Origin of the sequence: Mesorhizobium sp. M8A.F.Ca.ET.165.01.1.1 (assembly GCF_004792065.1) — a bacterium.
Lineage (GTDB): Bacteria > Pseudomonadota > Alphaproteobacteria > Rhizobiales > Rhizobiaceae > Mesorhizobium.
In genome coordinates, this window is sequence record NZ_SRTH01000001.1 from 300487 (window position 1) to 325549 (window position 25063).

The 25063-nt window shown below is 63.0% G+C and carries 29 protein-coding genes and 1 pseudogene; 12 read left to right on the top strand and 18 right to left on the bottom strand.

The features are described from left to right. Nucleotides 1-111: 111 nt before the first annotated feature. Nucleotides 112-549: an EVE domain-containing protein gene (locus tag EN808_RS01490; protein ID WP_127279747.1), complete on the top strand. Its 438-nt coding sequence runs from the start codon at nt 112-114 to the stop codon at nt 547-549. Here the strand turns inward: EN808_RS01490 and EN808_RS01495 are convergent. The 4 genes from EN808_RS01495 to sppA all read right to left on the bottom strand — a co-directional run bounded on the left by EN808_RS01495 (nt 539) and on the right by sppA (nt 3282). After that, nucleotides 539-1504 (bottom strand): ornithine cyclodeaminase family protein, encoded by a 966-nt coding sequence (locus tag EN808_RS01495; protein ID WP_127279748.1) that lies wholly within the window; start codon nt 1502-1504, stop codon nt 539-541. The two genes, EN808_RS01490 and EN808_RS01495, sit on opposite strands and share 11 nt — an antisense overlap. A gap of 37 nt (nt 1505-1541) precedes the next feature. Beyond that, nucleotides 1542-1922 carry a LapA family protein gene (locus EN808_RS01500; RefSeq protein ID WP_127279749.1) on the bottom strand — a complete coding sequence of 127 codons (381 nt, stop codon included), beginning with the start codon at nt 1920-1922 and terminating at the stop codon, nt 1542-1544. A gap of 39 nt (nt 1923-1961) precedes the next feature. Next, nucleotides 1962-2246, bottom strand: coding sequence for an integration host factor subunit beta (locus EN808_RS01505; protein ID WP_006200394.1), 285 nt, complete (start codon nt 2244-2246; stop codon nt 1962-1964). Between the two features lie 79 nt (nt 2247-2325). Further along, entirely contained in the window at nt 2326-3282 is a 957-nt protein-coding gene (gene sppA, locus EN808_RS01510; protein ID WP_127869992.1) for a signal peptide peptidase SppA, read from the bottom strand. 357 nt (nt 3283-3639) lie between these two features. On the opposite strand from sppA, the pseudogene lptC reads away from it, so the two are divergent. The 6 genes and pseudogenes from lptC to ptsN all read left to right on the top strand — a co-directional run. After that, a pseudogene (gene lptC, locus EN808_RS01515) lies at nt 3640-4233 on the top strand (LPS export ABC transporter periplasmic protein LptC); the annotation flags it as partial. 105 nt (nt 4234-4338) lie between these two features. After that, nucleotides 4339-4944 carry an LptA/OstA family protein gene (locus tag EN808_RS01520; protein ID WP_127279798.1) on the top strand — a complete coding sequence of 202 codons (606 nt, stop codon included), beginning with the start codon at nt 4339-4341 and terminating at the stop codon, nt 4942-4944. Continuing rightward, nucleotides 4944-5762 (top strand): LPS export ABC transporter ATP-binding protein, encoded by an 819-nt coding sequence (gene lptB / locus EN808_RS01525; RefSeq protein WP_127279799.1) that lies wholly within the window; start codon nt 4944-4946, stop codon nt 5760-5762. The genes EN808_RS01520 and lptB overlap by 1 nt, the downstream gene beginning before the upstream one ends. Before the next feature lie 292 nt (nt 5763-6054). Continuing rightward, a complete protein-coding gene (rpoN, locus tag EN808_RS01530; RefSeq protein WP_127279800.1) occupies nt 6055-7581 on the top strand; it encodes an RNA polymerase factor sigma-54 in 1527 nt (508 codons plus the stop codon). Between the two features lie 383 nt (nt 7582-7964). Then, on the top strand, nt 7965-8549 hold the full coding sequence (gene raiA, locus EN808_RS01535; RefSeq protein WP_127279801.1) for a ribosome-associated translation inhibitor RaiA: 585 nt from the start codon (nt 7965-7967) through the stop codon (nt 8547-8549). Nucleotides 8550-8606: 57 nt separating this feature from the next. Next, nucleotides 8607-9071: a PTS IIA-like nitrogen regulatory protein PtsN gene (ptsN, locus tag EN808_RS01540; protein WP_010911486.1), complete on the top strand. Its 465-nt coding sequence runs from the start codon at nt 8607-8609 to the stop codon at nt 9069-9071. A 65-nt stretch (nt 9072-9136) separates the two neighbouring features. On the opposite strand, the gene EN808_RS01545 is transcribed toward ptsN, so the two are convergent. Together EN808_RS01545 and EN808_RS01550 are read right to left on the bottom strand one after the other, a co-directional pair. Continuing rightward, entirely contained in the window at nt 9137-9394 is a 258-nt protein-coding gene (locus EN808_RS01545; RefSeq protein WP_127869990.1) for a DUF1150 family protein, read from the bottom strand. Nucleotides 9395-9458: 64 nt separating this feature from the next. Next, nucleotides 9459-9884, bottom strand: coding sequence for an Hsp20 family protein (locus EN808_RS01550; protein WP_013893014.1), 426 nt, complete (start codon nt 9882-9884; stop codon nt 9459-9461). A gap of 302 nt (nt 9885-10186) precedes the next feature. Here EN808_RS01550 and EN808_RS01555 point away from each other — a divergent pair, with 302 nt between their 5' ends. After that, the gene (locus tag EN808_RS01555) at nt 10187-11128 is read left to right on the top strand and encodes a nucleoside hydrolase (protein ID WP_127280991.1); all 942 of its coding nucleotides are present in this window, start codon (nt 10187-10189) and stop codon (nt 11126-11128) included. A 55-nt stretch (nt 11129-11183) separates the two neighbouring features. Here the strand turns inward: EN808_RS01555 and EN808_RS01560 are convergent, their stop codons facing one another. The 9 genes from EN808_RS01560 to EN808_RS01600 form a co-directional block, all read right to left on the bottom strand. Beyond that, nucleotides 11184-11507 carry a hypothetical protein gene (locus EN808_RS01560; RefSeq protein ID WP_135914991.1) on the bottom strand — a complete coding sequence of 108 codons (324 nt, stop codon included), beginning with the start codon at nt 11505-11507 and terminating at the stop codon, nt 11184-11186. 93 nt (nt 11508-11600) lie between these two features. Next, nucleotides 11601-12215, bottom strand: a complete 615-nt coding sequence (locus EN808_RS01565; protein WP_127869987.1) for a LysE family translocator — start codon at nt 12213-12215, stop codon at nt 11601-11603. A gap of 94 nt (nt 12216-12309) precedes the next feature. Next, a complete protein-coding gene (locus tag EN808_RS01570; RefSeq protein ID WP_127281086.1) occupies nt 12310-13755 on the bottom strand; it encodes an amidase in 1446 nt (481 codons plus the stop codon). 1 nt (nt 13756) lies between these two features. Beyond that, entirely contained in the window at nt 13757-14662 is a 906-nt protein-coding gene (locus tag EN808_RS01575) for a ribokinase (RefSeq protein WP_135914992.1), read from the bottom strand. A gap of 89 nt (nt 14663-14751) precedes the next feature. After that, on the bottom strand, nt 14752-15234 hold the full coding sequence (locus tag EN808_RS01580; protein ID WP_127277096.1) for a hypothetical protein: 483 nt from the start codon (nt 15232-15234) through the stop codon (nt 14752-14754). Beyond that, entirely contained in the window at nt 15209-15733 is a 525-nt protein-coding gene (locus EN808_RS01585; protein ID WP_127277098.1) for a hypothetical protein, read from the bottom strand. The genes EN808_RS01580 and EN808_RS01585 overlap by 26 nt, the downstream gene beginning before the upstream one ends. After that, entirely contained in the window at nt 15700-16092 is a 393-nt protein-coding gene (locus EN808_RS01590; RefSeq protein ID WP_127277100.1) for a hypothetical protein, read from the bottom strand. Before EN808_RS01590 ends, EN808_RS01585 begins: the two co-directional genes overlap by 34 nt. Before the next feature lie 21 nt (nt 16093-16113). Beyond that, the gene (locus EN808_RS01595; protein ID WP_127277102.1) at nt 16114-16584 is read right to left on the bottom strand and encodes a hypothetical protein; all 471 of its coding nucleotides are present in this window, start codon (nt 16582-16584) and stop codon (nt 16114-16116) included. Between the two features lie 221 nt (nt 16585-16805). Continuing rightward, complete coding sequence (locus EN808_RS01600) at nt 16806-17684, bottom strand: bifunctional helix-turn-helix domain-containing protein/methylated-DNA--[protein]-cysteine S-methyltransferase (protein WP_127277104.1); 879 nt, start codon at nt 17682-17684, stop codon at nt 16806-16808. Between the two features lie 115 nt (nt 17685-17799). On the opposite strand from EN808_RS01600, the gene EN808_RS01605 reads away from it, so the two are divergent. Then, the gene (locus tag EN808_RS01605) at nt 17800-18615 is read left to right on the top strand and encodes a class I SAM-dependent methyltransferase (protein ID WP_127869982.1); all 816 of its coding nucleotides are present in this window, start codon (nt 17800-17802) and stop codon (nt 18613-18615) included. Nucleotides 18616-18674: 59 nt separating this feature from the next. Here EN808_RS01605 and EN808_RS01610 read toward each other — a convergent pair whose 3' ends face one another. Beyond that, nucleotides 18675-19169 (bottom strand): DUF2244 domain-containing protein, encoded by a 495-nt coding sequence (locus EN808_RS01610; RefSeq protein ID WP_127277108.1) that lies wholly within the window; start codon nt 19167-19169, stop codon nt 18675-18677. A gap of 22 nt (nt 19170-19191) precedes the next feature. Between EN808_RS01610 and nth the strand changes: the two genes are divergently transcribed. Beyond that, a complete protein-coding gene (nth, locus tag EN808_RS01615) occupies nt 19192-19998 on the top strand; it encodes an endonuclease III (protein ID WP_135914993.1) in 807 nt (268 codons plus the stop codon). On the opposite strand, the gene EN808_RS01620 is transcribed toward nth, so the two are convergent. After that, complete coding sequence (locus EN808_RS01620; RefSeq protein WP_127277113.1) at nt 19992-20447, bottom strand: DUF2214 family protein; 456 nt, start codon at nt 20445-20447, stop codon at nt 19992-19994. The two genes, nth and EN808_RS01620, sit on opposite strands and share 7 nt — an antisense overlap. Before the next feature lie 227 nt (nt 20448-20674). Between EN808_RS01620 and EN808_RS01625 the strand changes: the two genes are divergently transcribed. After that, on the top strand, nt 20675-21214 hold the full coding sequence (locus tag EN808_RS01625; protein WP_127277115.1) for a GNAT family N-acetyltransferase: 540 nt from the start codon (nt 20675-20677) through the stop codon (nt 21212-21214). 64 nt (nt 21215-21278) lie between these two features. After that, a complete protein-coding gene (locus tag EN808_RS01630; protein WP_245525015.1) occupies nt 21279-22379 on the top strand; it encodes an OmpA family protein in 1101 nt (366 codons plus the stop codon). Between the two features lie 4 nt (nt 22380-22383). Here EN808_RS01630 and EN808_RS01635 read toward each other — a convergent pair whose 3' ends face one another. Next, a complete protein-coding gene (locus EN808_RS01635; RefSeq protein ID WP_135914994.1) occupies nt 22384-24882 on the bottom strand; it encodes an EAL domain-containing protein in 2499 nt (832 codons plus the stop codon). Between the last annotated feature and the right edge of the window lie 181 nt (nt 24883-25063).

Here is a 25063-nt window from a genome sequence, read left to right on the forward strand (position 1 = left end):
CATGTCCCGCTCCGAATGCCTGCTCGACCTCATCCAGTTGCTGCGCCGGCTCCACCGGCCGGTCAGAGGGCAAGCATTGGCCGATGGAGAACAGGCCAATGGGGAACAGAAATGAGCGCGTATTGGATCGCGGTGGCGTCGGCGCAGCATGTCCGGCGCGGCCGGCAGGGCGGCTTCATGCAGGTTAACCACGGCAAGGCTGCACCTCTGCGCCGCGTCAGGCCCGGCGACGGCATCGTCTATTACTCGCCAACCACCGTTTCGGGGGAGAAAGACGGTCTGCAGGCGTTCACGGCGATCGGCACGGTGCGGGAAGGAGAACCTTATCAAGGCGAGATGGGCGGCGGCTTCACGCCGTTCCGCCGTGATGTCGGCTGGGCGCAGGCCGGGGAAACGCCGATCAAGCCATTGCTTGAGAGGCTGGAATTCACCGCAGGCAAATCGAACTGGGGTTACCAGCTGCGCTTTGGCCTGTTTCCGATCAGCGCGGCCGATTTCGCCCTGATCGCACGGGCAATGGGCGCCAAACTGGCTTCGACTAGCCCCTGAGTGCCTTGTAGACGGCAATGCCGGCGGCAAGATCCTCGAGTGCTGCGCCAACCGATTTGAAAAGCGTAATCTCGTCGGGGCTGCCGCGGCCTTGCTTCTGGCCGCGCGCCAGTTCGTGCAGGTCGGCGACGATGGCTTCCGGCTTCAGCACGCCGGAGGCCAGTGGCTGGACGATGTCGCCGGCCTCCTTGGTGGCGCCGGCGCGGGTGTCGACATAGACGCGGGCGCGCATGATCGCGTCGTCATCGCTTTCGCGCATCGTCGGGGTGAAGCCGCCAACCAGATCGACATGGGTTCCCGGCCGCAGCAGCGTACCCTTGACCAGCGGCTTGGTGGTGATTGTCGCCGAGGAGACGATGTCGGCCTGGCCAAGCTCGGCATCGAGATCGGTCGCGGCGCTGGCCGCGAAGCCCTCGGCGCACAGATCGGCCGCGACTTTCTCGGCGTTGGCCGGGGTACGGTTCCAGATGCGGATTGTCTTGATTGGCCGCACGGCGCTGTGCGCCTTGGCGAGGAAGGGTGAGAGCGCGCCGGCGCCGACCACCAGCAGCCGCGAGGCGTCGTCGCGGGCGAGATAGGACGCCGCGAGCGCCGAGGCGCAGGCCGTTCGCCACTGCGTCAGCCGCTGGCCGTCGATCAGGGCTTCCGGTTCGCCGGTGCCGCCATCGAGCAGGAGATAGAGCCCCATCACGGCTGGCTTGCCGATGGCGTTGTTGTCGGGCGAGACGGTGACGATCTTGACGCCGATATGGCCGCCGGCCGAACCGCCGGCGGCGTGAAAATCGGTCCAGGCCGGCATCAGAAGCAGGGTCGACGCCGCGCCATCAGGCCTTTCCACCGCGTGATGATGCCTGACCGGCTGCACCGCGCCCTCGCGAAAAGCAGTGCGCAGCGTCTCGACCAGTCCAGGAAAGGTCAGCGCACGATCGACCTCCGCGGCCGAAATGGTCAGCATGAAAAGCTCCGTGAAAAGAAATGCGCCGGCCTGCGGTTCAAGTGGTCGGCTTCGGCAATGCCGGTCCTTGGGCCGGTCCTTGGGCCGACCCTTGGACCGACCCTTGGACTGGCCCCTGGGGCACTGAGGGCGCGCGGCTGACCGCCTGGCGCAGGTTTTCCGCCTCGGCGCCGCGCTGGCGCGCCAGCTTGCGGTAGCGGCCTTGCTTTACCCAGGTCGCCAGGCTGCCGACGATCATGCCGATGGCGAGCGCCAGGAACAGGAAGATGAACAGCGGCAAGGTCAGCGTCAGCTTGGGATTGCCGGGATTGAATGGATCCAGCGTGAAGGCGACGAGTTCGCGGTTTGCAACGGCCAAGGCGATCAGGATGATCGCCAGGGGCACGAAGACCACGATGAGCATGAAGCGATTGAGCATAATGTTTTCCGTTGCAAGCGGCCGGACAAGGCAGTCCGGCTACTTGCCGCCGTTCAGCCTTTCACGCAGTTCCTTGCCGGTCTTGAAGAACGGCACCCATTTCTCCTCGACCTCGACGGACTCGCCGGTGCGCGGGTTGCGGCCGGTGCGGGCGGGTCGATTCTTCACCGAAAAAGCGCCGAAGCCGCGCAATTCGACCCGGTTGCCCTCGGCAAGCGCGTCGGTGATTTCATCGAAGATCGCGCCGACGATGTTTTCGACGTCGCGCAGGAAAAGATGCGGATTGCGCGTGGCAATAATCTGCACAAGCTCGGACTTGATCATCAGACGGGTCCCCGTGAAAGCAGTTCGGCCAAAATTATCAGGATGATTTTATTTGCTTTTTCAGCTGTCCCAACGCGTCTCAAGGGTGCCAGACGGAAACGAGACCGTCAAGAAACAAGCGGTTGGCGCCAAGTTCATGGATGACGTCGCCGCCGGAATCCGGCAAGCCGAGCGCGCCGGCGATCGTGCGTGCCATCGCCTTCGAGAACAGGAAGCCGCCGCGCCGTTCCGTGTCCTTCCATTCGACCACCTTGAGCTTGGCATCGACACCCTTGGTCGCCAGCCAGTCGATGGCCACGGACTCGCCGCCGACGGCGTCGATCAACCCGTTGGCAACACCCTGGCGGCCGGTGAAGATCGAACCGTCGGCGAGCGCCAGTGCTTGTTCGTGCGTCATCTTGCGGCGTTCCGCGACGATGCCGACGAACCAGTCGTAGCTGTCGAGGATGAGCTTGCGGACCATGGCGCGTTCGTCGTCATTGGTCGGCTTGAAGGGCGAGGGCGAGGCTTTCAGAGGCGAGGATTTCACCTCCTCCAGCTTGACGCCGAGCTTGTCCATCAGGCCGCTGACGTCAGGATACTGGATCAGCACGCCGATGGAGCCGACGATCGAGGTCTTGCGGGCGACAATATGGTCGGCGGCGCTTGCGATCATGTAGCCCGCCGACGCGGCGAGCGTGCCGACCTCGGCCACGACCGGCTTGTCGGCGGCGAGCTTGCGCACCTCCTCGTAGATCGATTCCCCGCCGACGGTGGTGCCGCCGGGAGAATCGATCACTAGGATCACGCCTTTTACTTTCGACGACTGGCGGATGGTCTCCAGCCGCTTGATCAGTTCGTCGTCCTCGGTGATGGTGCCTTCGATCCTGACCTTGGCGATGTGGTCGACGGTGGAGCCGCCGAAATCGTCGCCATAGAACCAGGCCGACAGCGCAATCACCCCGAGCGCCACGATGCCAAAGGCCGCGACACGCCAGAAAGTCAGCTTGCGCCGCAAGCGGCGGCGGTCGATCAGGTCGTCGGCTCTCAATGCCATCGTCAGCCTCACAGTCAGCGGGAAGAGACGCTTTTAGACCATGATGTCTCCATCGGGAAGCAGTTCCATCCCGCACATGGCGCGGCAATCCGCGCGCGACGGTCCTTATGCTGTCTGTTTTGTGACTGGTCTGTGCGGGGGACGCAAGGTAAGTGGGAAGAACTTCGGTGATGAAAAAAGACGCAAGGGCGACTATTTCTGCTATGAAGCACTGGCTATTGCGCTGACCCGGGTTTCGTTTGTGCAATGGCAGCTGTCACATTTTTGCGGTTTTCGTCGGCTTGTGCTTGCGTGAGGACGCTGGCGTCCCACCTATAGGCGGTGCTCCCCGGGGGCGGGTTTTAGAAGAAAGCAGTCATGTTAGCGCGACCGAATGAACCGGCCAGCCCGGAGACGGAGTTGGCTCCCCCGGAGGATGGCTGGACGCGGGACGAGGCCTTCGACCGCGCTCAGCGTCACTCGCGCCGCGTGCGCGTGCTCAAATTCGCCGTGCCCTTGGCCGCGGCGCTGATCGCCGTCGCCTTCCCGATCTATTCGTATCTCGCCGCCCCCGTTTCCGTCGCGGTGCAGGCGGAAGGCACCGCCTTCTCCAACGGCAAGCTGGTGATGGCCAATCCCAAACTCAATGGCTTCACCAAGCAGAAGCAGCCCTACTCGATGACGGCGCTGCGGGCGATACAGGATGTGAGCACGCAAGGCATCATCGAGCTCGAGGGCATCGACGCCAAGGTGCCGATCGCTCCCGACAATGTCGCGGCGGTAAAAGCCTCGCGTGGCACCTATGATCGCGACGGCAATACGATGAAACTGGACAGCGACGTCACCATCACCACGACCGACGGCATGCAGGCCAAGTTCAAATCGGTCTTCCTCGACATGGGCAAAGGCACTATGAAGACGGATGATCCCGTCGATGTCAGCCGTGGCGGGTCGCAGATCACAGCGAATTCCCTGTCGGTCCAGGACAATGGCAAGATCCTGGTGTTCGAGAATAGGGTGCGCGTCAACATTGATGCCGCCAGTCTGAAGGCGCTGAGGCAAAGGGCGAAGAAGCGAATGTGGCTCAATAGTTCGACACGGCTTGCGGCCGCAACTTCGGCGCTGCTCCTGCTCAGCCTGGCGCCGTCGCTGGCGCAGTCGTCTGCCGCCAGTCAGGTGTCAGGCCTCAAACTGGCCGGTGACAAGCCGATCCAGATCGAAAGCGACAAGCTGGAAGTGCGTCAAGCCGAGAATGTCGCCATCTTCACGGGCAATGTCACCGTCGTCCAGGGGCCGACGCTGATGAAGGCCGGCAAGATGATGGTCTATTACATCAAGGATGCCAATGCCGCGGCCAAGGGCACGGAAGCCGCGGGCGCTGCGATGACCGGCTCGGCCAACATCGACCATCTCGAAATCTCCGACAAGGTGTACATCAAGTCGGATCAGCAGGTCGCTACCGGCGATCAGGGCAGTTTCGACATGAAGAGCCAGGTGCTGGTGCTTTCGGGCAAAAAGGTCGTCCTGTCGCAAAACGACAATGTGCTGGTCGGCTGCAAGCTTACCGTGCAGATGAAAAGCGGACTGGCCCAGGTCGATCCATGCGCTGGGCAGCGCGTGCAGATGTCGATCACGCCGCCGCCGAAATCGGATGCGTCGAAATCGGGAGCGACGAACCCCTGATGGCCAGCCTGTCGTCGCTGACGGCGCGTCTTCCGGGACGGGCCGCAGGCAAGCTTTCGGCTCCGGCCACGGTCACCGCCGACAAGGCGAAGTTCAAGGGAACCTTGATCGCCAAGGGCCTGACCAAGAGCTACAAGGGCCGCAAGGTCGTCAGCGGCGTCACGCTGGGCGTACGCGCCGGCGAGGCCGTCGGGCTGCTCGGCCCCAACGGCGCCGGCAAGACGACCTGCTTCTACATGGTTACCGGCCTGGTGCCGGTGGATGAAGGCACGATCGAGATCGACGGCTTCGACGTCACCTCGATGCCGATGTATCGCCGCGCGCGCCTCGGCATCGGCTATCTGCCCCAGGAGGCCTCGATCTTCCGCGGCCTCAATGTCGAACAGAACATCCGCGCCGTGCTCGAAGTGGTGGAAAAAGACCGCAAGGTCCGCGAGCGCAACCTCGACGAACTGCTCGAGGAATTCCACATCAGCCATCTGCGCAAGGCGCCGTCCATGTCGCTCTCGGGCGGCGAAAGGCGGCGCCTGGAAATCGCGCGCGCGCTGGCGACGCGTCCGGCCTACATGTTGCTCGACGAACCCTTCGCCGGCATCGATCCGATCGCGGTCGCCGACATCCAGCAATTGGTGCGCCACCTGACGGCGCGCGGCATCGGTGTCCTCATCACCGACCACAATGTGCGTGAGACGCTCGGCCTGATCGACCGTGCCTATATCATCCACGCCGGCCAGGTGCTGACCCATGGCCGCGCCGACGAAGTGGTGGCAAATCCCGACGTGCGGCGGCTTTATCTCGGCGAGGGTTTTACCCTCTGAGCAATTCCTTGTCCTACACGCCGCTTCGCTGCGTCTGTTTTTACGAAGTTCCGGCCAGGAAGCTGTTTTTTCCCCGGCTCTTGGAATTGCTCTGAGCGTGAAATTTGTTTCCTGACACGATTTTTCGGGCGGTGCGGCCTGTTTTTTCGCGGTTTTGCCGCGGGATAACGCTCCGGTAATCGGGTTTCGCTAGGCTTTGCCTTGACAAGCAAAAGCCGGGCCAGTTTCTATGCCCGCCGTGAAATTCATTCCGGAAGTCCGGACGCGTTCAGGAGGCGTTTGAAACCGAGCCATGGCGTTGGCGGCGAAACTACAGCTCCGACAGTCGCAGTCGCTGGTGATGACGCCGCAGCTGATGCAGTCGATTCGGCTGCTGCAGTTCACCCATGCCGAGCTTGAGCATTTCATCGACGAGGAGATCGAGCGCAATCCGCTCCTGGAGCGCGCCGAGCCGCAGGACGATGCCGCGAGCGATCAGGCGCAGAAGCTCGAGGCCGAGCCGCAAGCCGCCCCCGACGGCGACTGGTTCGAGAACGAAACGGCATGGAGCGCCGAGGCGATCTCGGAAAAGCTCGATACGTCCCTGGAAAACCTGTTTCCCGATGATCCCGGCACCAGCGAACGGCTCGGGCCCGACCTGACGGCGCAATGGAAATCGGCTTCGGGCAGCGGCGGCGGCTCCTCGTCCGAGGGGCTCGATGCCGGCGACATGGCGGCGAGCGCGATCACGCTGCGCGACCATGTCGGCGAGCAGATCGCACTTGCCTTCACCGATCCCGTAGCGCGGCTGATCGCCGGAGAACTTTCCGATGGGCTCGACGAGACCGGCTATGTCAGGGCCGATCTGGCGGAGATCGCCGCGCGGCTCGGCATCGACAGCCTGGCGGTGGGCAAGGTGCTGGCCGTATGCCAGACCTTCGAGCCGGCCGGCCTGTTCGCCCGCGATCTCGCGGAATGCCTTTCCCTGCAGCTTGCCGTGCGTGACCGGCTCGATCCGGCGATGAAGGCCCTGGTCGCCAATCTCGAACTGCTGGCACGGCGCGATTTCCAGACGCTGAAGCGGGTCTGCGGCGTCGACGAGGAGGATTTGCTCGACATGCTGGCCGAAATCCGGGCGCTCGACCCGCGGCCCGGCATGGCTTTTTCGGGCGGCGCCAGCGACGCCATCGTCGCCGATGTCGAGGTGCGGGCGGCCAATGACGGCAGCTGGACCGTCGAACTCAATGCCGAAACGCTGCCGCGCGTGCTGGTCGACCATATTTATTTCGCCCAGGTGTCGCCGCACGCGAAGAACCAGGCGGAGAAGGACTTCCTGGCCGAGTGCCTGCAGAACGCCAATTGGCTGACGCGCAGCCTCGACCAGCGGGCAAAGACGATCCTCAAAGTGGCCTCGGAAATCGTGCGCCAGCAGGACGCCTTCCTCGTCCATGGCGTACGCCATCTGAAGCCGCTCAACCTGCGCACGGTGGCCGACGCCATCGGCATGCACGAATCGACGGTCAGCCGGGTCACAGCGAACAAATACATGCTGACCCCGCGCGGCGTGTTCGAGCTGCGCTATTTCTTCACCGCCTCGATCGCGGCATCGGGCGGTGGCGAAGCGCATTCCTCCGAAGCGGTGCGTGATCGCATCAAGCAAATGATCGACGAGGAGAAGCCCGTCGATGTGCTGTCGGACGATGCTATCGTCGACATGCTCAGGGAAAGCGGCGTCGATATCGCCCGGCGCACGGTCGCCAAATACCGGGAAGGCATGAATATTCCCTCGTCGGTGCAGCGCCGGCGCGAGAAACGGGCGCTCGCCAGCGCCGGCCGCTAGAGCAAGTCCAGGAAAATTGTAAAGCGGTTTCCCGGGAAAAGCGCATAGCGCTTCCCTTGGCAATTGCGCCAAGGCAAAGAGATGGAGCGGCGTTTCCGTGAAATGATGGACAGCTCCATGCGCTCACGATTTCCACAGTTTTCGAGTTTCATTGACAAGCCACGGTGAAGTGGCTAGAAGCCCGCCCGCATGAGACGGGCCTGATGCCCGCTAGCGGATGGTCCGTCACGACATGACCCCGGGACGGTCAAGAAGGCGGCTTGTGATCAACCGGAAAGTTCGGATTTAAATCGGCGCGAGTGACGCCGCAAAGCTTGTGCGCACGGATCACGAGTATAAACTCGGGCCAGTTTGAAGCCTGAGCAAGGAAGGTCAGTTTTCAGATGAATCTGCGCATATCGGGAAAGCACATGGATATCGGCGATGCGTTCCGCACACGCATCAACGATCGGGTCGGTGAAGCGATCGGCAAATATTTCGATCGCGGCTTCGCGGGACACGTCACCGTCATCAAATCGGGTTCGCGCTATTCGGCGGATTGCATGATCCGGCTGGATTCAGGCGCCTCGCTGCAAGCCACCGGCGATGCCCAGGATCCGACGCTGGCCTTCGAGGCCGCAGCCGATCGGCTGGAGACCCGGCTTCGGCGATACAAGCGCCGTCTGAAATCGCACAATTCGGGCAATGGCAACGGCGAATTGACCGACATTGCCTATACCGTGATGGCACCGCTTGCCGATGACGATGAGGAAATCCCGGAGGATTTCGCACCGGCCATCGTCGCCGAATCAACCATGACGCTGAAGACCATGTCGGTGGCCTCGGCCGTCATCGAGCTCGATACCAAGGACAGTCCGGTGGTTGTTTTCCGCAATGCCGGAACCGACCATCTCAACATCGTCTATCGCCGGCCCGACGGAAACATCGGCTGGATCGATCCGTCCACGACCAAAGTCGCACAGGGATAAAAGCCAGCCGCACGAGGGGTGGGGACTGGCGCGGCAGGCGAACAAGGATTTTCAAGTATGGATCTGAGCGATCTTATCAGCGTTCCGGCGATTTTGCCGGCGTTGAAGGCGAACTCCAAGAAGCAGCTTCTGCAATTGCTGTCCGAGCGGGCGGCGGCGATTTCGGGCATTCCGGAACGGGAGGTGTTCGACACCATCCTGCAGCGTGAGCGCCTGGGTTCGACCGGCGTCGGCAACGGCATCGCCATCCCGCACGGCAAGCTTGCCGGCGTGAAGCGCATCGCCGGCGTTTTCGCCCGGCTGGAAACGCCCGTCGATTTCGAATCGCTGGATGACCAACCGGTCGATCTGGTGTTTCTGCTGCTGGCGCCTGAAGGGGCGGGTGCCGATCACCTCAAGGCGCTGTCGCGCATCGCGCGCGTGCTGCGCGATGCCGACACGGTGGCCAAGATCAGGGGAACGCGTGACGCCACGGCGATCCATGCGCTTTTGTCGGACACGCAGGCCTCGCACGCGGCCTGAAGTCATCTTCTTTAAGATATCACCCCAAGGGCCGCCGTGAGCGGCCCTTTCGTTTCCGTCCCGCCTTAATGAATGGCGACGGTGGTCAAATCGTTTTCCATGGCGCCGGCCAGAGCACGGTCACGCGCATCGGAAAGCAGGATCGGCTGGCCGTTGGCGCCAAACAGGGCCCACAGCTCCATGCCGGGTGCGATTTCACCGATGTTGGGGAAGCGGCCGAGCAGTTCGTCGCTCGAGACCTTGCGCAGATAGGCGACCGAGCCTTCGCCGAGATGGGCGAACTCGCCGCTGGTCATGGTGATGATTTCGTCAGTTCTGGTCATTTCAAGCCTCCTTGGCGCGAGGACGCCGCTCAAGGCCATCCCGCATGAGAGCCATCAGTGAAGATCAGTCTTTCACCGATATATTTATTTTCCGTACCAGCCGTTCGGACTCCGGCCGATCGAGGTCGATCGACAAAAGGCCGTTCTTCAGTTCCGCCGCGATCACCCGCATGCCGTCGGCCAGCACGAAACAGCGCTGGAACTGGCGCGCGGCAATGCCGCGATGAAGGAATTCGCGCTCGGTGTCGTCGGTTTGACGGCCGCGCACGACCAGCTGGTTTTCCTCCGTTGTCACATCGAGATCGCTTTCGGCGAAACCGGCGACGGCGAGTGTAATGCGCAGCCTTTCGGCCTTGCCGTCGGCACCGCTGAGGCGCTCGATATTGTAGGGAGGGTAGCTGTCGCCGGACTTCGCCAGGCGCTCCAGCGTCTTTTCCATGGCGTCGAAACCCAGGAGAAGCGGGCTGGAGAAAGGCGTCATTCGGCTCATGTTACACTGTCCTCTCAAGAGCGACATAAACTGGAAAAACCCGGATGGCATTTTTCCCGATGGTCTTGATATGGTCCGCCCCGCGGCCAAGTTCAAGCCACCAAAAGACCCGCCCAAAAAGACCAGGTCGTGGACTCACAGGAATAATCGCCATGGCGCTTGAAACGACGCGCGGATGCAACGAGAAGCGCGCAGGCCGGGACCGTTCCCCGTCAAGCGGCTCGGCAGCTTGCAGCCGGTTGGCGTCTTTCGGGCGCACGATCGGCCCGGTGAGCTGATGGCCCGCTAAACAAGGAATTCAAATGCCCCAACCACGCAAGATCATCATCGACACCGATCCCGGCCAGGATGATGCCGTCGCCATTCTGCTGGCGCTCGGCAGTAGCGAACTGGACATCGTCGGCGTCACCGCCGTTGCCGGCAACGTCCCGCTGAAACTGACCGAAAAGAACGCCCGCAAGATCTGCGAACTGGCCGGTCGGCCGGACGTCAAGGTCTATGCCGGCGCCATCCGTCCGTTGGCGCGCGAATTGGTCACCGCCGAGGAAGTGCATGGCAAGACCGGCCTCAACGGGCCGCAGCTGCCCGAACCGACGATGCAACTGCAGGCGCAGTATGCCGTCGATTTCATCGTCGAGACGCTGATGCGGGAAGAGAGCGGCACCATCACGCTCTGCCCGCTCGGGCCGCTCACCAACATAGCGCTGGCATTGATCCGCGAACCGCGCATCGCACCGCGCATCAAGGAAATCGTGCTTATGGGCGGCGGCTTCTTCGAGGGCGGCAACGTTACGCCCGCGGCCGAATTCAACATCTATGTCGATCCGCAGGCCGCCGACCTGGTGTTCAAGTCCGGCATCCCGATCGTGATGATGCCGCTCGACGTCACCCACAAGGCGCTGACCACCACCAAGCGCATACAGGCTTTTCGCGCACTGGGCACCAAGGTCGGCACCGCGACCGCCGAGATGCTGGAGTTCTTCGAACGCTACGACGAGGGCAAATACGGCACTGACGGCGGGCCGCTGCACGACCCCTGCGTCATCGCCTATCTCTTGAAGCCGGAGCTGTTCAAGGGCCGCCACTGCAACGTCAGCGTGGAGACCGCCTCAGAACTGACCATGGGCATGACCGTGGTCGACTGGTGGGGTGTCACCAAGCGGGAAAAGAACGCCATGGTCATGCGCGACATCGACCATGATGGGTTTTTCGCGCTGCTGGTGGAGAGGTTGGGGCGGCTTTAGATTGAGCAGTCTGACCTGATAGTTCATGGCGTGTCGGCACACGACGAACAGCCCCTCAATCGGCAAACCGGTAGAAGACGGAGCCATTGTCGCGGGTAACGCGCTCAATTTTGACACGGGAGCCAATCAGGCGGGGTCGATCGTCGTCAACGAAAACCAGAGCGTTGTTCTCCAGGAACAATCCATATTGAGACGTGCTGGTCCAGTGCCAGTAAACGCCTTCGATCGTCGCGTTGATCGGGTCAACTGATCGAATCGGCGTTGCGTCATTCTCCCACTTATTCTGGGCCAATATGAACATTATCGCAAAAAAACCGGAGAAGAAGACCACGCTTGGCGCGTTCCTCTTCAAACTCTCATAAGTCGACGGTGAAAACATGAATCCCTCAATGTCGATTCATGTGGTAGCTGGAAAGTAGACTTTCAATCAGCCGCCGACGCAGCTTTAACGCGGCGCCGGCCTCGGCTGCCGTTACTTCGACCTTGAAAACGCCAGCCACAGGCCGCCGCCGACCATGAAGCTGCCGCTGATCCTCGACAGGAGCTTGATGCGGCTGGCCGAGAGCATGCGCCCGGCGCGGCCGGCGGCCAGCGCATAGGTCGAATCCGACATGGCGGCGAAGATCATGGCGGTGAGGCCCATGATGACGATCTGCAGCGGGTAGTTGCCGGCGGGAGAGATGAACTGCGGAAAGAAGGCGCCGAAGAAGACCAGCGTCTTTGGATTGCTGAGCGCCACAGCCAAGCCCTGCAGGAAGAAGCCACCGCGGGGTTTCCGAGCGGTTCCGTCGGCGTTCAGCGTGCCCTTTGAGCGGAACATCTGCACGCCCATCCAGATCAGATAGGCCGCACCGATCAGCCTGACCCATTCGAACCAGTGGCCCATGCCCGCGATCAGCGTGTTGAGCCCAATGCCGACGATGGCGATCATGACGGCAAGGCCAGCCTGCGTGCCGGCGACGTTGGCGAGGCCGGCACGGGTTCCGTGGCGGATGCTGTTGGCGATGATCAGCGTGACCGTCGGCCCAGGCACCAGGATGATGACGATGCAAGCAAGAACATAGGCGGCGTAGAGTTCCAGCGACATGATTTTTCCTCGCAATGCCGCTGTCGCGGCCTGTTAGGCGACAATCAATGCATGACGGCGAGGGCGAAGCAAGCTGGCGCGCGTCGTACGTGGCTCAGGCGCCGGCCGGCCAGGGCAGGGTCGTCTCATAGGCGACCGCGGCCTTCAGCACGGCGAGGTCGCCGCGTGGCCGGCCGATCAACTGCATGCCCATGGGCCGGGCCCTGTCGTCGAAGCCGACCGGGACATTGACCGCCGGGCAACCGCCCAAGGTGGCGAAGGCCGAAACCTGCATCCAGCGATGGTAGCTGTCCATTGCCCGCCCGGCGACCTCGCGCGGCCAATGGGTGCCGACATCGAAGGGAAAGACCTGCGCGGTCGGCAGCGCGATGAGGTCGAAGCGTTCGAAGATCGATAGTAGCATCCGGTGCCAGGACGTGCGCATGACCGAGGCCGCGCGAATCTGCGGCGCCGTCAGCCGCATGGCGTTTTCCACCTCCCAGACGGCTTCCGGCTTCAGCAGCCTGCGCCTAGCGGGATCGTCATAGTGCACTTTCAGCGCGCAGCCGCTGCTGGCCTGGCGCAGCGTCACGAAGGCCTGCCAGAGTGCCTCGAAATCGAAATCCGGACGCAAGGGCTCGGTCCGGAAGGATGCATCCGTGAACCGTGCCAGCGCTGCCTCGCACAGGTCGAGGATGCCGGGCTCGACCGGCAGATGGCCGCCGAGATCGCCGAGCCAGGCGACGCGGCCGCCGGTCGCCGGTGGCGCGAGCCCTTCGAGGAAGGATCCCGGCTTTTCATAGGAGAGAGGCGCTTGCGGATGGTAACCGGCCTGCACGTCGAGCAACAGCGCCATGTCGGCGACGTTGCGGCCCATCGGCCCCTCGACGCCCATCTGCGCGTGAAAAACCTCGAAGTCGGGACCGCCGGGCACGAGCCCCTGCGATGGCCGAAAGCCGTAGACATTGTTCCAGGCAGCCGGGTTGCGCAGCGAACCGCCGAAATCGCTGCCATCGGCGACCGGCACCATGTCCAGCGCCAGCGCCACCGCCGCGCCGCCGCTCGAGCCGCCGGCGGTCAGCGCCGGATCGAAGGCGTTCAGCGTTGGCCCGAAGACGTTGTTGTAGGTGTTGGAGCCGAGCCCGAATTCGGGAACATTGGTCTTGCCGATGATGATGGCGCCAGCGTCGCGGATGCGTTCGACGAAGAAATCGTCTTCTTGCGGCACGAAATCGGCGAAGATCGGCGAGCCGAACGAGGTTCTGAGGCCCGTTGTGGAGGCAAGGTCCTTGATGGCGATGGGAAGGCCAAAGAGCGCGCCGGTTCCATCCGTCCGCCTGATATCGGCGGCGTCGGCCTCGCGCAGGATATCGGCGCGGTCTCGCAGCGAGACGATGGCGTTGACCTGCGGGTTGACCGCATCGATGCGGTCCAGGAAAGCCGTCACCACCTCGCGCACGGAGAGTTTCTTTCGGCGGATCGCGTCGACGAGTTTGACAGCCGACAGGCGACAGATGTCGCTGGCCGCGGGTACGGCATGCTTCGTGCGGGGGCGCATCATTTCAACGGGCCTCTTGCAAGGCCTGGTCGACGTCTTTCGCCAGCGGGATCGCCGGCTGGGCGCCGGGCTTGAGGCAAGCGAGCGAGCCGGCAGCGCCGGCACGCGCAAGTGCCTGTTCGAGCGTGAGGCCCGACGACAGGCCGGCGGCGAAATAGCCGCAGAACGTGTCGCCGGCCCCAACCGTGTCGACCGGCGTGATCTTCAGCGCGGGAACAGTCAGGAAATCGCTCGGTGTCGCCGCCATCACGCCATCGCCGCCGAGGGTGACGACGATGGTGCGTCCGGTTTTCCCGGCAAAATCGCGCATGCGGGCCGCACGATCGCGACCCTTCAAGGCCAGCGCTTCACCATAGAGGTCGAACTCGGTCTCATTGGCGACCGCGTAGTCGGCCTTGCCGAGGAAGGCGGCTGCCTCGCCATGAAAAGGGGCGGTGTTGAGGACAGTGACCGCGCCGGCCGTCCTTGCCTGGTCGAGTGCCGCATCGATCGTCGCGAGCGGAATCTCATGCTGCAGCAGCACGACGTCGCCCTTCTTCAGAAAAGCCTTGGAGAGGTCGCCGGGCACCACGGAAGCATTGGCGCCGGGCACCACGGCGATGATGTTCTCGCCGTCGTCGCCGACCATGATCAGCGCCGTGCCGGTCGAGGCAAAGGTCTCTCCCACGCCAGACAGGTCGACCTTGGCCTCGCGCAGCAACGCCAGTGCTTCGGGTGCGAAATTGTCCTTGCCAACGGCGCCGACCATGCGCACCTGAGCGCCGGCACGCGCGGCGGCCAATGCCTGGTTGGCCCCTTTGCCGCCAGGCGCCGTCGAGAAACTGGAACCGCTTACCGTCTCACCGGGGCTCGGCAAGCGGTCGACGTTGGCGATAAGGTCGAGGTTGATCGAGCCGACAACGACTATCAAGAAAGTGCCTCCTGCTGAACGCACGGGAAGCTACCCTGCCAGGCCGTTCGATGCCAGACCACGCGAATGGTCCAGCGCGATTTGCTGCCTCACTCGCATCGCACGGTGACGATGCCCTGATAGTTGCCGGCGGGGAAGATACCGCTCGATTTGGTGGCGGTGAGGTCGATCTGCATGGCGTGGGTGCCGTTGACGACCCTTTGCGGCACGCCCCCATTGTTGTCGACCCCCGAGCCATCGAGGCGGTAGACCGAGGCGAAGGTCACGTTGGTGCCGCCGCCGCTCGGCGCCGACGAGAACGCGGCAGGCGCGGGCGCTGAAACAGAATAACAGTCAAGCAGGTTAAGTATCGAGCACAGCAGGGAGCTAGCCACCACGGTGGCATTGGCGCTCGATCCGCCTGCCTGCTTGGAGCCCAGTATGCCGATGGCCGGATTTGCGGTCATCGTGCCCGATGCCCCGACCATGATGGTGCAGGTGCCGATGATCGCCGCCTGCGCCGGAAGGCAGAAACCGGCGAGTGCGGCCATCGCAAGCAGCGCCCGGTTATTTCTTCTTCTTTTTCTTGCCATCGCTGTTTCCGGTCCTGATGCTCCAGCCTTCGTTGGCCCATCCAGGTGATGCGGCAGCGGTGGCGGGAGCGCTTGCGGCCACGCTCGCGGTCGTGCCGCCGTCGACATTGACGCCCATCTTCAACAGCTTTAGCTCCATCTGAAGGCGCTGCACCTCGAGTTCATAGAGCCGGCTGCAGTCGAGACGCTTCGGCGTCCGGCCGATCGGGATCACCACCCGGCCATAGGTGGCGACGCCATTGTTCGTCTGGCTGTTGCCTCTGATAACGCCGAGATCGACATAGGCACCGGAACCGGAAACGGCGGAACGGCAAGTGGTGCCATCCGCGGCGTGAACCTCGTCCTGGCCCTGGGGTAGAGTGACACCGGGCAAGTTGAAGCCGTTCTCGTTCTGGTTGAGATTGTAAATCTGTTCCTGGGCCTGGGTTGGAGCGGTGCTGGTCACAGCAACCGCGAGCGCCAGCGTCAGGACTTGCGGTGCCCAAAAAACTTTCCGCATATCTGTGCCCTTATCTGCGTCTGTTGATTGGGAAAGGGGATGCTCTCGGTACAGATACGCACTTTACGCTCGGCAGCGCCGCCGAAGGGCACGACCACAAGGACAGGGCGGGAAGCCTGCGAGCCCAATTGGAAGACACTTGGAGAGATCTTGGCGTCCACCGGCTGAAAATCCTGATCGTAGACGTGGATTTCGACCTTGATCTTCCGGTCGTAGGGATTGGCGGGGAACACGCGGACCGCGAAGGCGTCGGTGAAACTGTTGACCTCACCCCGCATCGGCGACATCGACTGGGCGCCCGCGGCAATGGGCATCAATCCGGCGGCCAATGCCGCCGCCAGGTTCAGAGCATGTTTCAAGGATCCCTCCTTCGCGACGGCCTATTCGCAGCGCAGTGTTACGGTTGCCTGATAGTTGCCGTTCGCGAAGCGGTTGCTGCCACCCTTGGTGCCGGCGAGATGGACCGAGACAAGGTCGGCGCCGGGGGCGGTCAGGGCGGTGGAGGAACCCGTTTCCGCGATCGTGTGGGCGCCGCTGGACAAATAGGTCGGTGTCCAGGTGGTGGCCGTGCTGTCGGCGGCCGGCACGGTGGTGAGGGTCACCGGATCGACGCTCAGCGAAACACCTCCGGTGGTGGTGAGCGTGACTGTTCCAGCCGAACCGCCGCTGTTGTGCGAGCTCAGCGACTGGAGGTCGGGGCTCACCGTCATCGTGCCGTTGGAGCCGACAACGAGCGTGCAGGTCGCGGTTACCGTGCCGTTGAAAATGACATTCTGCGTTGTGGCCATCGCGGCGTGGTCCAGGCACGCGAAAAGCAAGGCTGCACCGACAGTGGTGCGAAACAACGTCATAGAGACCCTCCTATTAAGTCGGACCGCCCGAATTAATATGGGTCATCATCGCTTTAGCATGGTTAATTTAGCGTAAACTCAAATAAAGTGTCGAAACAACAGTCATGAAGAAACCGATGGTTGTCACCGGTTGTATCCAGCGATTCCGAAAAGATTCGCACTAATACTTTAAAATCCGAATATTCATATATTCCTTGGAACCGGAATTAAAAATCGACATTTCAGGACGAAATCTGCCCCGCCTCCCAGCCCAGGATGGCGCGCTTGCGGGTCAGGCCCCAGTGATAGCCGGTAAGATCGCCTGATTTGCCGATGGCGCGGTGGCAAGGCACCACGAAAGAGAGCGGGTTGGCGCCGTTGGCGGCGCCGACCGCGCGGCTGGCGCTCGGCGCGCCGATGCTGGCGGCGATCGAGGAATAGGTGCGGGCCTTGCCCATCGGGATCCGCAGCAAGGCTTCCCAGACGCGGACCTGGAAGTCGGTGCCGATCATGACGACGTGCAGCGGCTGGTCGGCGCGCCACAACGTCGGCTCGAAGATGCGCGCGGCATAAGGGCCTGTCGCTTCCCGGTCCTCGACATAGAGGGCGTTGGGCCAGCGCCCCGACATGTCGGCGAAGGCGGTGCGCTCCTCGCCGGCGTCGGAGAACGCGAGGCCGGCAAGCCCGCGGTCCGTGGCCATGATCAAGGCGGTGCCGAATGGGGAGGGGTGATAGCCGTAGCGGATGGTGAGGCCGGCGCCGCGCGTCTTGTAGTCGCCAGGCGACATCGCCTCATGGGTGACGAACAGGTCGTGCAGCCGGCCGGGACCGGACATGCCCAGTTCAAAAGAGGTTTCGAGCAGCGGCATGCCGGAATCGAGCAGCTTGCGCGCATGGTCCAGCGTCACCGCCTGCAGGAAGGCCTTGGGCGACAGACCGGCCCAGCGGGTGAAGAGTTTTTGCAAGCCGGTCGGCGTCTCGCCGACCTCTTCGGCCAGTTCTTCCAGCGATGGCTGGTCGCGATAGTCGAGGCTGATCTTCTCGATGGCGCGGCGCACGATTTCGTAGTCGCTGCCCTTGGGCGTGATGTCCCTCTTGAGGACTGCCGTGTGTGTGCTCATGGACCTGTCTCCTTGGGCGGGAATATCGCCCCTTGGGGCGCCGATCGCCACCCGAAACTTGCCTTCTTGCAGCACCTGCCCAGATAGACTGGGGATTCGAGCCCGGGAGCCGCTCATGGTTGGCGAAAAAGTACATTTGACGGGAGCAAAAGAGACCTTGCTCATGACCCTGTACGGCAAGGCGCTGGAGAGCAGGATGCCCCAGTCGCTGCTCGGGGACCATTTCGCCGACGCGGCGCTGCGCAAGATCGACTATGATTTCGCCAGGCTCAAGGTCGACGAGAATCTCGGCATCGGCCTGGCGATCCGAGCCAAGACATTGGACGTCCGCGTCGAGGATTTTCTGGCCAGAAATCCTGGCGCCATCGTGCTGCATCTGGGTTGCGGGCTTGATACCCGCATCTTCCGGGTCGATCCTCCACCGTGGGTGGACTGGTTCGATATCGACTATCCCGAAGTGATCGAACTCAGGCGCAAGCTCTACCCGTCCCGCGACCATTACCACCTCATCGCTTCGTCGGTGACCGAGCCCGGCTGGTTGGCCGACGTGCCTCGCAACCGCCTGGCCATCGTGGTGGCGGAGGGATTGACGCCCTATCTCCCCGCCGACGAAGGGCTGCGCCTGCTTTCACGGCTTGTCTCGCATCTTGCCGGCGGCGAACTGATCTTCGACGCCTACAGCCGTTTCGGCCTGACGCTGCTTCGCCTCAATCCGACGATCAAGGCGACGGGCGCCGAGGTCCACTGGGCGATCGACGACCCGCACGAGCTGGAACTAGCGGTTCCGAAGCTGCGGTTCATCGAGGATATTTCGGCCTACAAGCCCGAGCACGCTGCCCGCATGGGCTGGTCCGCCAAGCTGTTCGTCCGCCTTTGGAAACACATTCCGGCGCTGCGCAAGGTCGGCAGGCTGCTGCGGTATCGCTTCTGAAGCACATTGTTTGCCGCAATTGCGGACGGAAAACCGCTTCACACTTTTCTGGGAATTGCTTAGCGCGCCTTGGCGGTCGCCAGAGCGCGCGCGAAGGCGGTGGCGAAGCTCTCGCGGGAATCGGGATCGAGGAAGCCGCCGATCGGCACGTTCTGGCCCTGTGCTTCCACGGTCATTCTGGTGATGCCGATCTCGGCGTGCCGGGCGATCGAAAACCGAGCCCAAAACGGATTGAAGCGGTGCGCTTCCGACTTTCCCGAGGGGGCCGTCTTGCGGATATCGAGGCTGGTTCGCGAGACCGACACTTCCTCGCGGGCGCGGGCGGCCCGATAGTTGACGCGGAAGGCGATGTAAACGGCGATCACGTCGAGGCCGAAGAAGCCGAACACCGGCCAGGCGCCGCGGGACAGGAAGAACGCGCCCGTCACCAGCCAGCCGAACGTCAGCGCGCCCATCAGGATCAGGAAGCCCGTCCTGCCCAGCGACCGGTGTGGGGTCAGCAATGCATGAAAAAAGGGCTCATCAGCCTGAAACGAGGCGTTTGTGTCGCTCATGACAGACTATTATAGGAGGGAAATGGCGCGCCCCAAGTCCAAAGATTCGTCCCTGCCCAAAAGTGAACTGTTGCCCGGACGGCGCGTCGGCGCGAACGCCAAACCGCGCCCCAGGCCCGCGCGGTCCAGATCGATCTACAGCCCGACGGAAGTGCACGAGATATTCAGGCGCTTTTCGGTGCAGCGACCGGAGCCCAAGGGCGAGCTCGAACATGTCAACGCCTTCACGCTGCTGGTGGCCGTGGTGCTTTCGGCGCAAGCGACCGATACGGGCGTCAACAGGGCGACGCGCGCCCTGTTCAAGGTTGCCGATACGCCACAAAAGATGCTGGCGCTCGGTGAAGCCAGGGTCGGCGACTTTATCAGGACCATCGGTCTCTGGCGCAACAAGGCCAAGAACGTCATCGCCCTGTCGGAGGCGCTGATCCGCGACCATGGCGGCGAGGTGCCTGACGACCGCGATGAGCTGGTCAAGCTGCCCGGTGTCGGGCGCAAGACCGCCAATGTCGTGCTCAACATGGCCTTCGGCCAACATACGATGGCGGTCGACACGCACATCCTGCGCATCGGCAACCGGCTTGGCCTGGCGCCCGGCAAGACCCCGGAACAGGTCGAGCAGGGATTGTTGAGGATCATCCCGGACGAATATATGCGCCACGCCCATCACTGGCTGATCCTGCATGGCCGCTATGTCTGCAAGGCGCGCAAGCCGGATTGTCCGGCCTGCGTCATCGCCGATATCTGCAAGGCGGAGGTGAAGACGACCAGCATTCCGGCACCCCTGGTGCCGATCGCTCCACTTGAAACGGTTTCCGCCGACGATCAGTAGCCGTAGCCACGCGCCATCGCCGCCGCGAAGACCGGGATCAGCAGGAAGACGAACGCCTCGGCGCGGATATAGGTCTTCACCGAGGCCAGTTCGCCGACAGGCACGGCGAAGGAAGGATTGGTACTCGCCTGCCGGCTCCAGGAAATGAAACGCACGGTCGGGACGATCGACAGCAGGCCGACGATGCCGAACGCCGCCATCTTGGCCCAGAACACCCAATTGTGGACGTAGAACTCCCAGCCCTTGAGCCCCCAGACGACACGGCCGATGCCGACGATGATGATGAGCGCGGCGATGATGCCGTAGTGGCGGTCGATGCCGGCGAGCCGCTTGAGCGTCGCGGCGGGCAGGTCGCCACGGATCAGCACGAATTCGGCGCCGATGATCCCCGCCAGCGAGAACACCAGCAGATGGTGGATGATGGCGAGCACGAGGTCGGTGGTGTCCATGCTCGTTTCCCTCGGATCGGCGGCACTGGGCGCCTCAAAATTTGGGCTGCTGAATCAGCCCGCGTCGAAAATAACACCGCCGCGCAAAAATCCCAAAGCGCTGCCCGGATGTCGTGAAGGCAGCCGGACGTCGCGCTTTCGTCCTGGATGACGGTCCCTGGGTTCCCTGGCTCTTGCACGGCGCCGTCGATTTGCTAACCCGCAGGCCGTAACGCGAGGCAAATCCAATGAATCCGACGCAAGCGACTGTCGCCCCCGTCATCGAGACGCCACGAACCATCCTGCGGCCACACCAGCTCGGCGACTTCGATGCCTATGCCACGATGTGGGCCGATCCGGTCGTCACCCGTTTCATCGGCGGCAAGCCGCGTACGCGTGAGGAAAGCTGGATGCGCTTCCTGCGTCACGCCGGCCTGTGGTCGCTGTTGGGCTATGGGTTCTGGGCCATCGAGGAGAAAGCGACTGGCCGCTTCGTCGGGGAGGCCGGGTTCCACGATCTGAAGCGCGACATGGAGCCGTCGATCGAAGGCATCCCCGAGGCGGGGTGGGCGCTCGCTCCGGCCGCGCATGGCGCTGGCCTTGCCACGGAGATCGTCAGCCGTGTGCATGGCTGGGGCGACCAGACGTTCGGACGTGCCAGAACCGTCTGCATCATCGATCCCGAAAATACGGCCTCGTTGAACGTCGCCAGGAAGTGCGGCTATACCGAGCTGACGCAGACCCTCTATCACGATGCGCCGACCATCCTGCTGGAGCGGCTGCCCTGAGTGGCGTCATCGACTGGACATACCCGCTCTGCTAGCATCGATCATCAAGCGAGGGGATCGATCGATGCATGCATTAAAGTCGACAATCATGAGGTTTTTCTGGGCGGGGCTTGTTCTCGCGCTGACACTGCGGCTCGCGGCAGCCGACGCGACGGTGCCGACCGCCGATATCGGGGGCGCCGCCGACAATCAACTGGCCAAGCGCTACGAAGGCTCTTTCATCGTGTCCTACGCAAAGCTTGCCTTTACCGACTTCAGCGTACCGCTGTCGCCCCTGAAGCCAAGCGCAGATCCGGACGCGCGCGACGCCATGAACAATCGCGTTTTCGCGCCGGACAAGAAGGCCGAGGTGGAGGGTGCCCTGACCCGTATCGCCTATGTGCTGCCGGCCGAGCGCTCGCCGCTCGAGGTGCTGCGCAATTATCAGGATGTGATCAAGGCAGCAGGCGGCGAAGTCCTGTTCGAATGCAAGAAGGAGGAATGTGGCGGCGCTGCCGACCGCTCGTCGAGCGGCGGCGGCGGCGACATGAGCCTGACGATGTATTCCTTCCACGAAAGCGATCTCAAGGACGCGGCATTCTCCAATGGCGCTTGCGCGTTGGCTTCCGGCATCAACGACCAGCGCTATTTCTCGGCCAAGGTGCCACAGGACGGCGGCGACGCCTATATCACGGTACAGACCTATTCGTTGACCGACGATCTCTACTGCAAGGAACTCAACGGCCGCACCGTTGCCGTTGTGCAGGTGCTGGAACCCAAGGCGCGCGACAAGAAAATGGTGGTCGTCGAGGCGGCCAAGATGGCGGATTCGATTTCCGCCACCGGCAGCATTTCACTCTACGGCATCGTCTTCGACACCGGCAAGGCGGTCATCAAGCCGGAATCGGAACCAACGCTTAAGGAGATTTCGACGCTGCTGGCAAACGAACCCGATATGGCGGTCATCGTCGTCGGTCACACCGACAATCAGGGCGCCTTCGACTATAATATCGATCTGTCGTCGCGGCGTGCGCAAGCGGTCAAGAAGGTGCTGGTGTCGAAATATGGCATCGACGGCAAGCGGCTGACCGCCGCCGGCGCCGGCATGATGGCGCCCGTCGCCAGCAATGATGACGAGGCGGGCCGTGCCAAGAACCGCCGGGTGGTTCTGGTGAAACTGAACTGATCGTTTAGCCGGCCTTGCGACCCAGTTTCCGAGCAAGGTCGGCCCATGGATCGGCGCTCGGCGCGGCCGGCGTGACGCTCCGGCCCAGCAGCACCGTCGAGGCATCGAACGGCGTCGGCCTGGCGATCCCGTAGCCCTGGGCATAGTCGACGCCGATGGTCTTCAGAGCGGCGGCGATGTCGTCGCTTTCGACGAATTCGGCGATGGTGCGCTTGCCCATGACCTTGCCGATATGGTGGATCATCTCGACCATGGCGCGGTCGATGCGGTCATCCAGCATGTCCTTGACGAAGCTGCCGTCGATCTTGAGGTAGTCGACCGGCAGGTGCTTCAGATAGGCGAAGGACGACATGCCGGAGCCGAAATCGTCGAGCGCGAAACGGCAGCCCAACCCGCGCAGGTCGGCCATGAAGCGCATGGCACTGGTAAGATTGGCGATGGCGCTGGTTTCGGTGATCTCCAGGCAGATCATGGCCGGCGAAATGCCATGGACGAGGAACTGCTCGCGCAGGAAGCCGAGAAACGTCTCGTCGCCGAACGTCGCTCCGGAAAGATTGATGGCGCATGTGGCAATCGGCGGCATGCGCTGATCGGCTTGCCGCGCCGCCAGGATGCGGAATGTATTGCGCACCACCCAACGGTCGATCGACGGCATCAGGCCGTAGCGCTCGGCGGCGGGAATGAAGCTCTGCGGGGTAACGAAGCCGCCGTCTTCATCGGTCAGCCGCAAGAGAATCTCGATATGCGCTCCAGCCTCGGCGACGTCGTCGTTGAGCGGCCAGATTTCCTGGGCATGAAGCCTGAAGCGATCTTCTTCGAGCGCGGCGTGCAGGCGCTGCACCCAGGCCATCTCGCCGAAGCGCTCGCGCAAGGCGACGTCGCCGTCGCTATGGATCTGGACGCGGTTGCGGCCTTTCTCCTTGGCCATGTAACAGGCGACGTCGGCGGCACGCAGTGCCTCCTCGATCGTCACATGCGTATTGGCGATCTGCACCATGCCGACACTGACGCTGGTGTTGAAAGGCCGGCCATCCCAGGCGAAATGCAGCTCCTGCACGGCGGCGCGCAGCCGTTCGGCGATGTCGGCCGCATTGTCCGCCTCGCAATCGATCAGCAGCACGCCGAATTCATCCCCGCCCAACCGGGCCAGCACGTCGCCCGGCCCCAGCTCGTTGATCAGCAGCGAGGAGATCTGGCGCAGCAACTGGTCGCCAGCGGCATGGCCGCACGTATCGTTGACCAGCTTGAACTGGTCGAGATCGAGATACATCAGCGCATGCTGGCGGGCCCCGTCCTGCAATTCGACGATCGTCCGTTCCAGCCGGCTTTCGAAATCACGCCGGTTGGCGAGCCCGGTCAGCGCGTCATGCGAAGCCTGCCAGGAAAGCCGCTCGATATAATCCTCTTCCCGGGTCATGTCGTGGAAGGCCAGCACGGCGCCGACGATCCCACCGGAAACGAGCAGCGGCGCGCCGGTCAGCGCGACCGGAACAACGGAGCCGTCCGGCCGCTGCAGCAATTGCGGACGGGCGCTGGAGCGGCGTGGCTCGCCGGCCAGCAGGCGTTCGATCAATTGAGGCTCTTCGACGCTGGTGTCCTTGTCCACCAGCCGAAACAGCGACGCCAACGGCTTGCCTCTGGCGGAGCCGAACGGGCATGCCAGCAATTTCTCGGCAACCGCGTTCATGTAGTCCAGCCGCCCATCGGGGCCGGTGCTGATGACGGCCTGGCCGATCGAAGCCAGCGTGACCTGGGCGCGCTCGCGCTCGGCGTTGAGCGCCAGCTGGAAGGCCTGGCGCTGCGCCAGAAGTTTGCGGGTGCGCCAGACGGCGAGCAGTATCAGCAAGGCGGCGGTGACGAGATTGGCAAAGGTGAGCAGCATCTTGATGAAGCGCGATCCTTCGCCGAGGCTGTCCGAGAAGGCCTTGGAGAGCGGGCTGATCTCTCGATCGAGTTGATGGATTTGCGTCTTCCAGGCGCTGATCTGGGCCAGGGATGCCGGGGCCTTGCTCAGTTTGTCGTGCATCTCGTCGCCGAGCTGCCGGATGGCGAGGATCATGACATCGGCCGCCGTCCAGTGCCGCACGGCGGCGTCGAGATAGCTGAAGCTACGGAAATTCTGGAACAGCCAGATCATCCCCGCAACGTCGTCCGGGTGGTTCCTGCCGTGCAGAAAGCCCGCGCGTGCAGCCTGGGTGTCGGGCTCGGACTGCTCGAGGGCCAGACGGGCCGAGCGATCGGCCAGTGGAACGGCGATCGCGGCACGATACTCGCTGAAGAATTCCTCATTGCCGGTATCGGCGTAGAGGCTGAGGAAATAGATGGCGTGCTTTTGCCCCTTGGACCACTGGCTTTCGCCGCCGACATAGGCGCGAACCGCCGAAAGCGTATAGAGGCTCAGGCTGGCGACCAGCGCCTGAATGAGAACGACGGCGACGAACGGCCACACAAGCCCGAGAAGGCGGGGGCTTGCGTCGATCGATGACAGCTTCATCGAATTCATGGACGTGCCATGATCCTGTCAGCGCGTCCGTCCGGCTGTTTCATCCGCCGGTTGAGACGATGTTGCTCCCTCATGTCGCTCAGATGGCGACACCAATCCGGGTATCATGAGGGGCTTAACAGCAAATAAATAGTTTCCGGCTGCCGGGAATGACCGAATATTACGCTGCGTCAAGTAACAG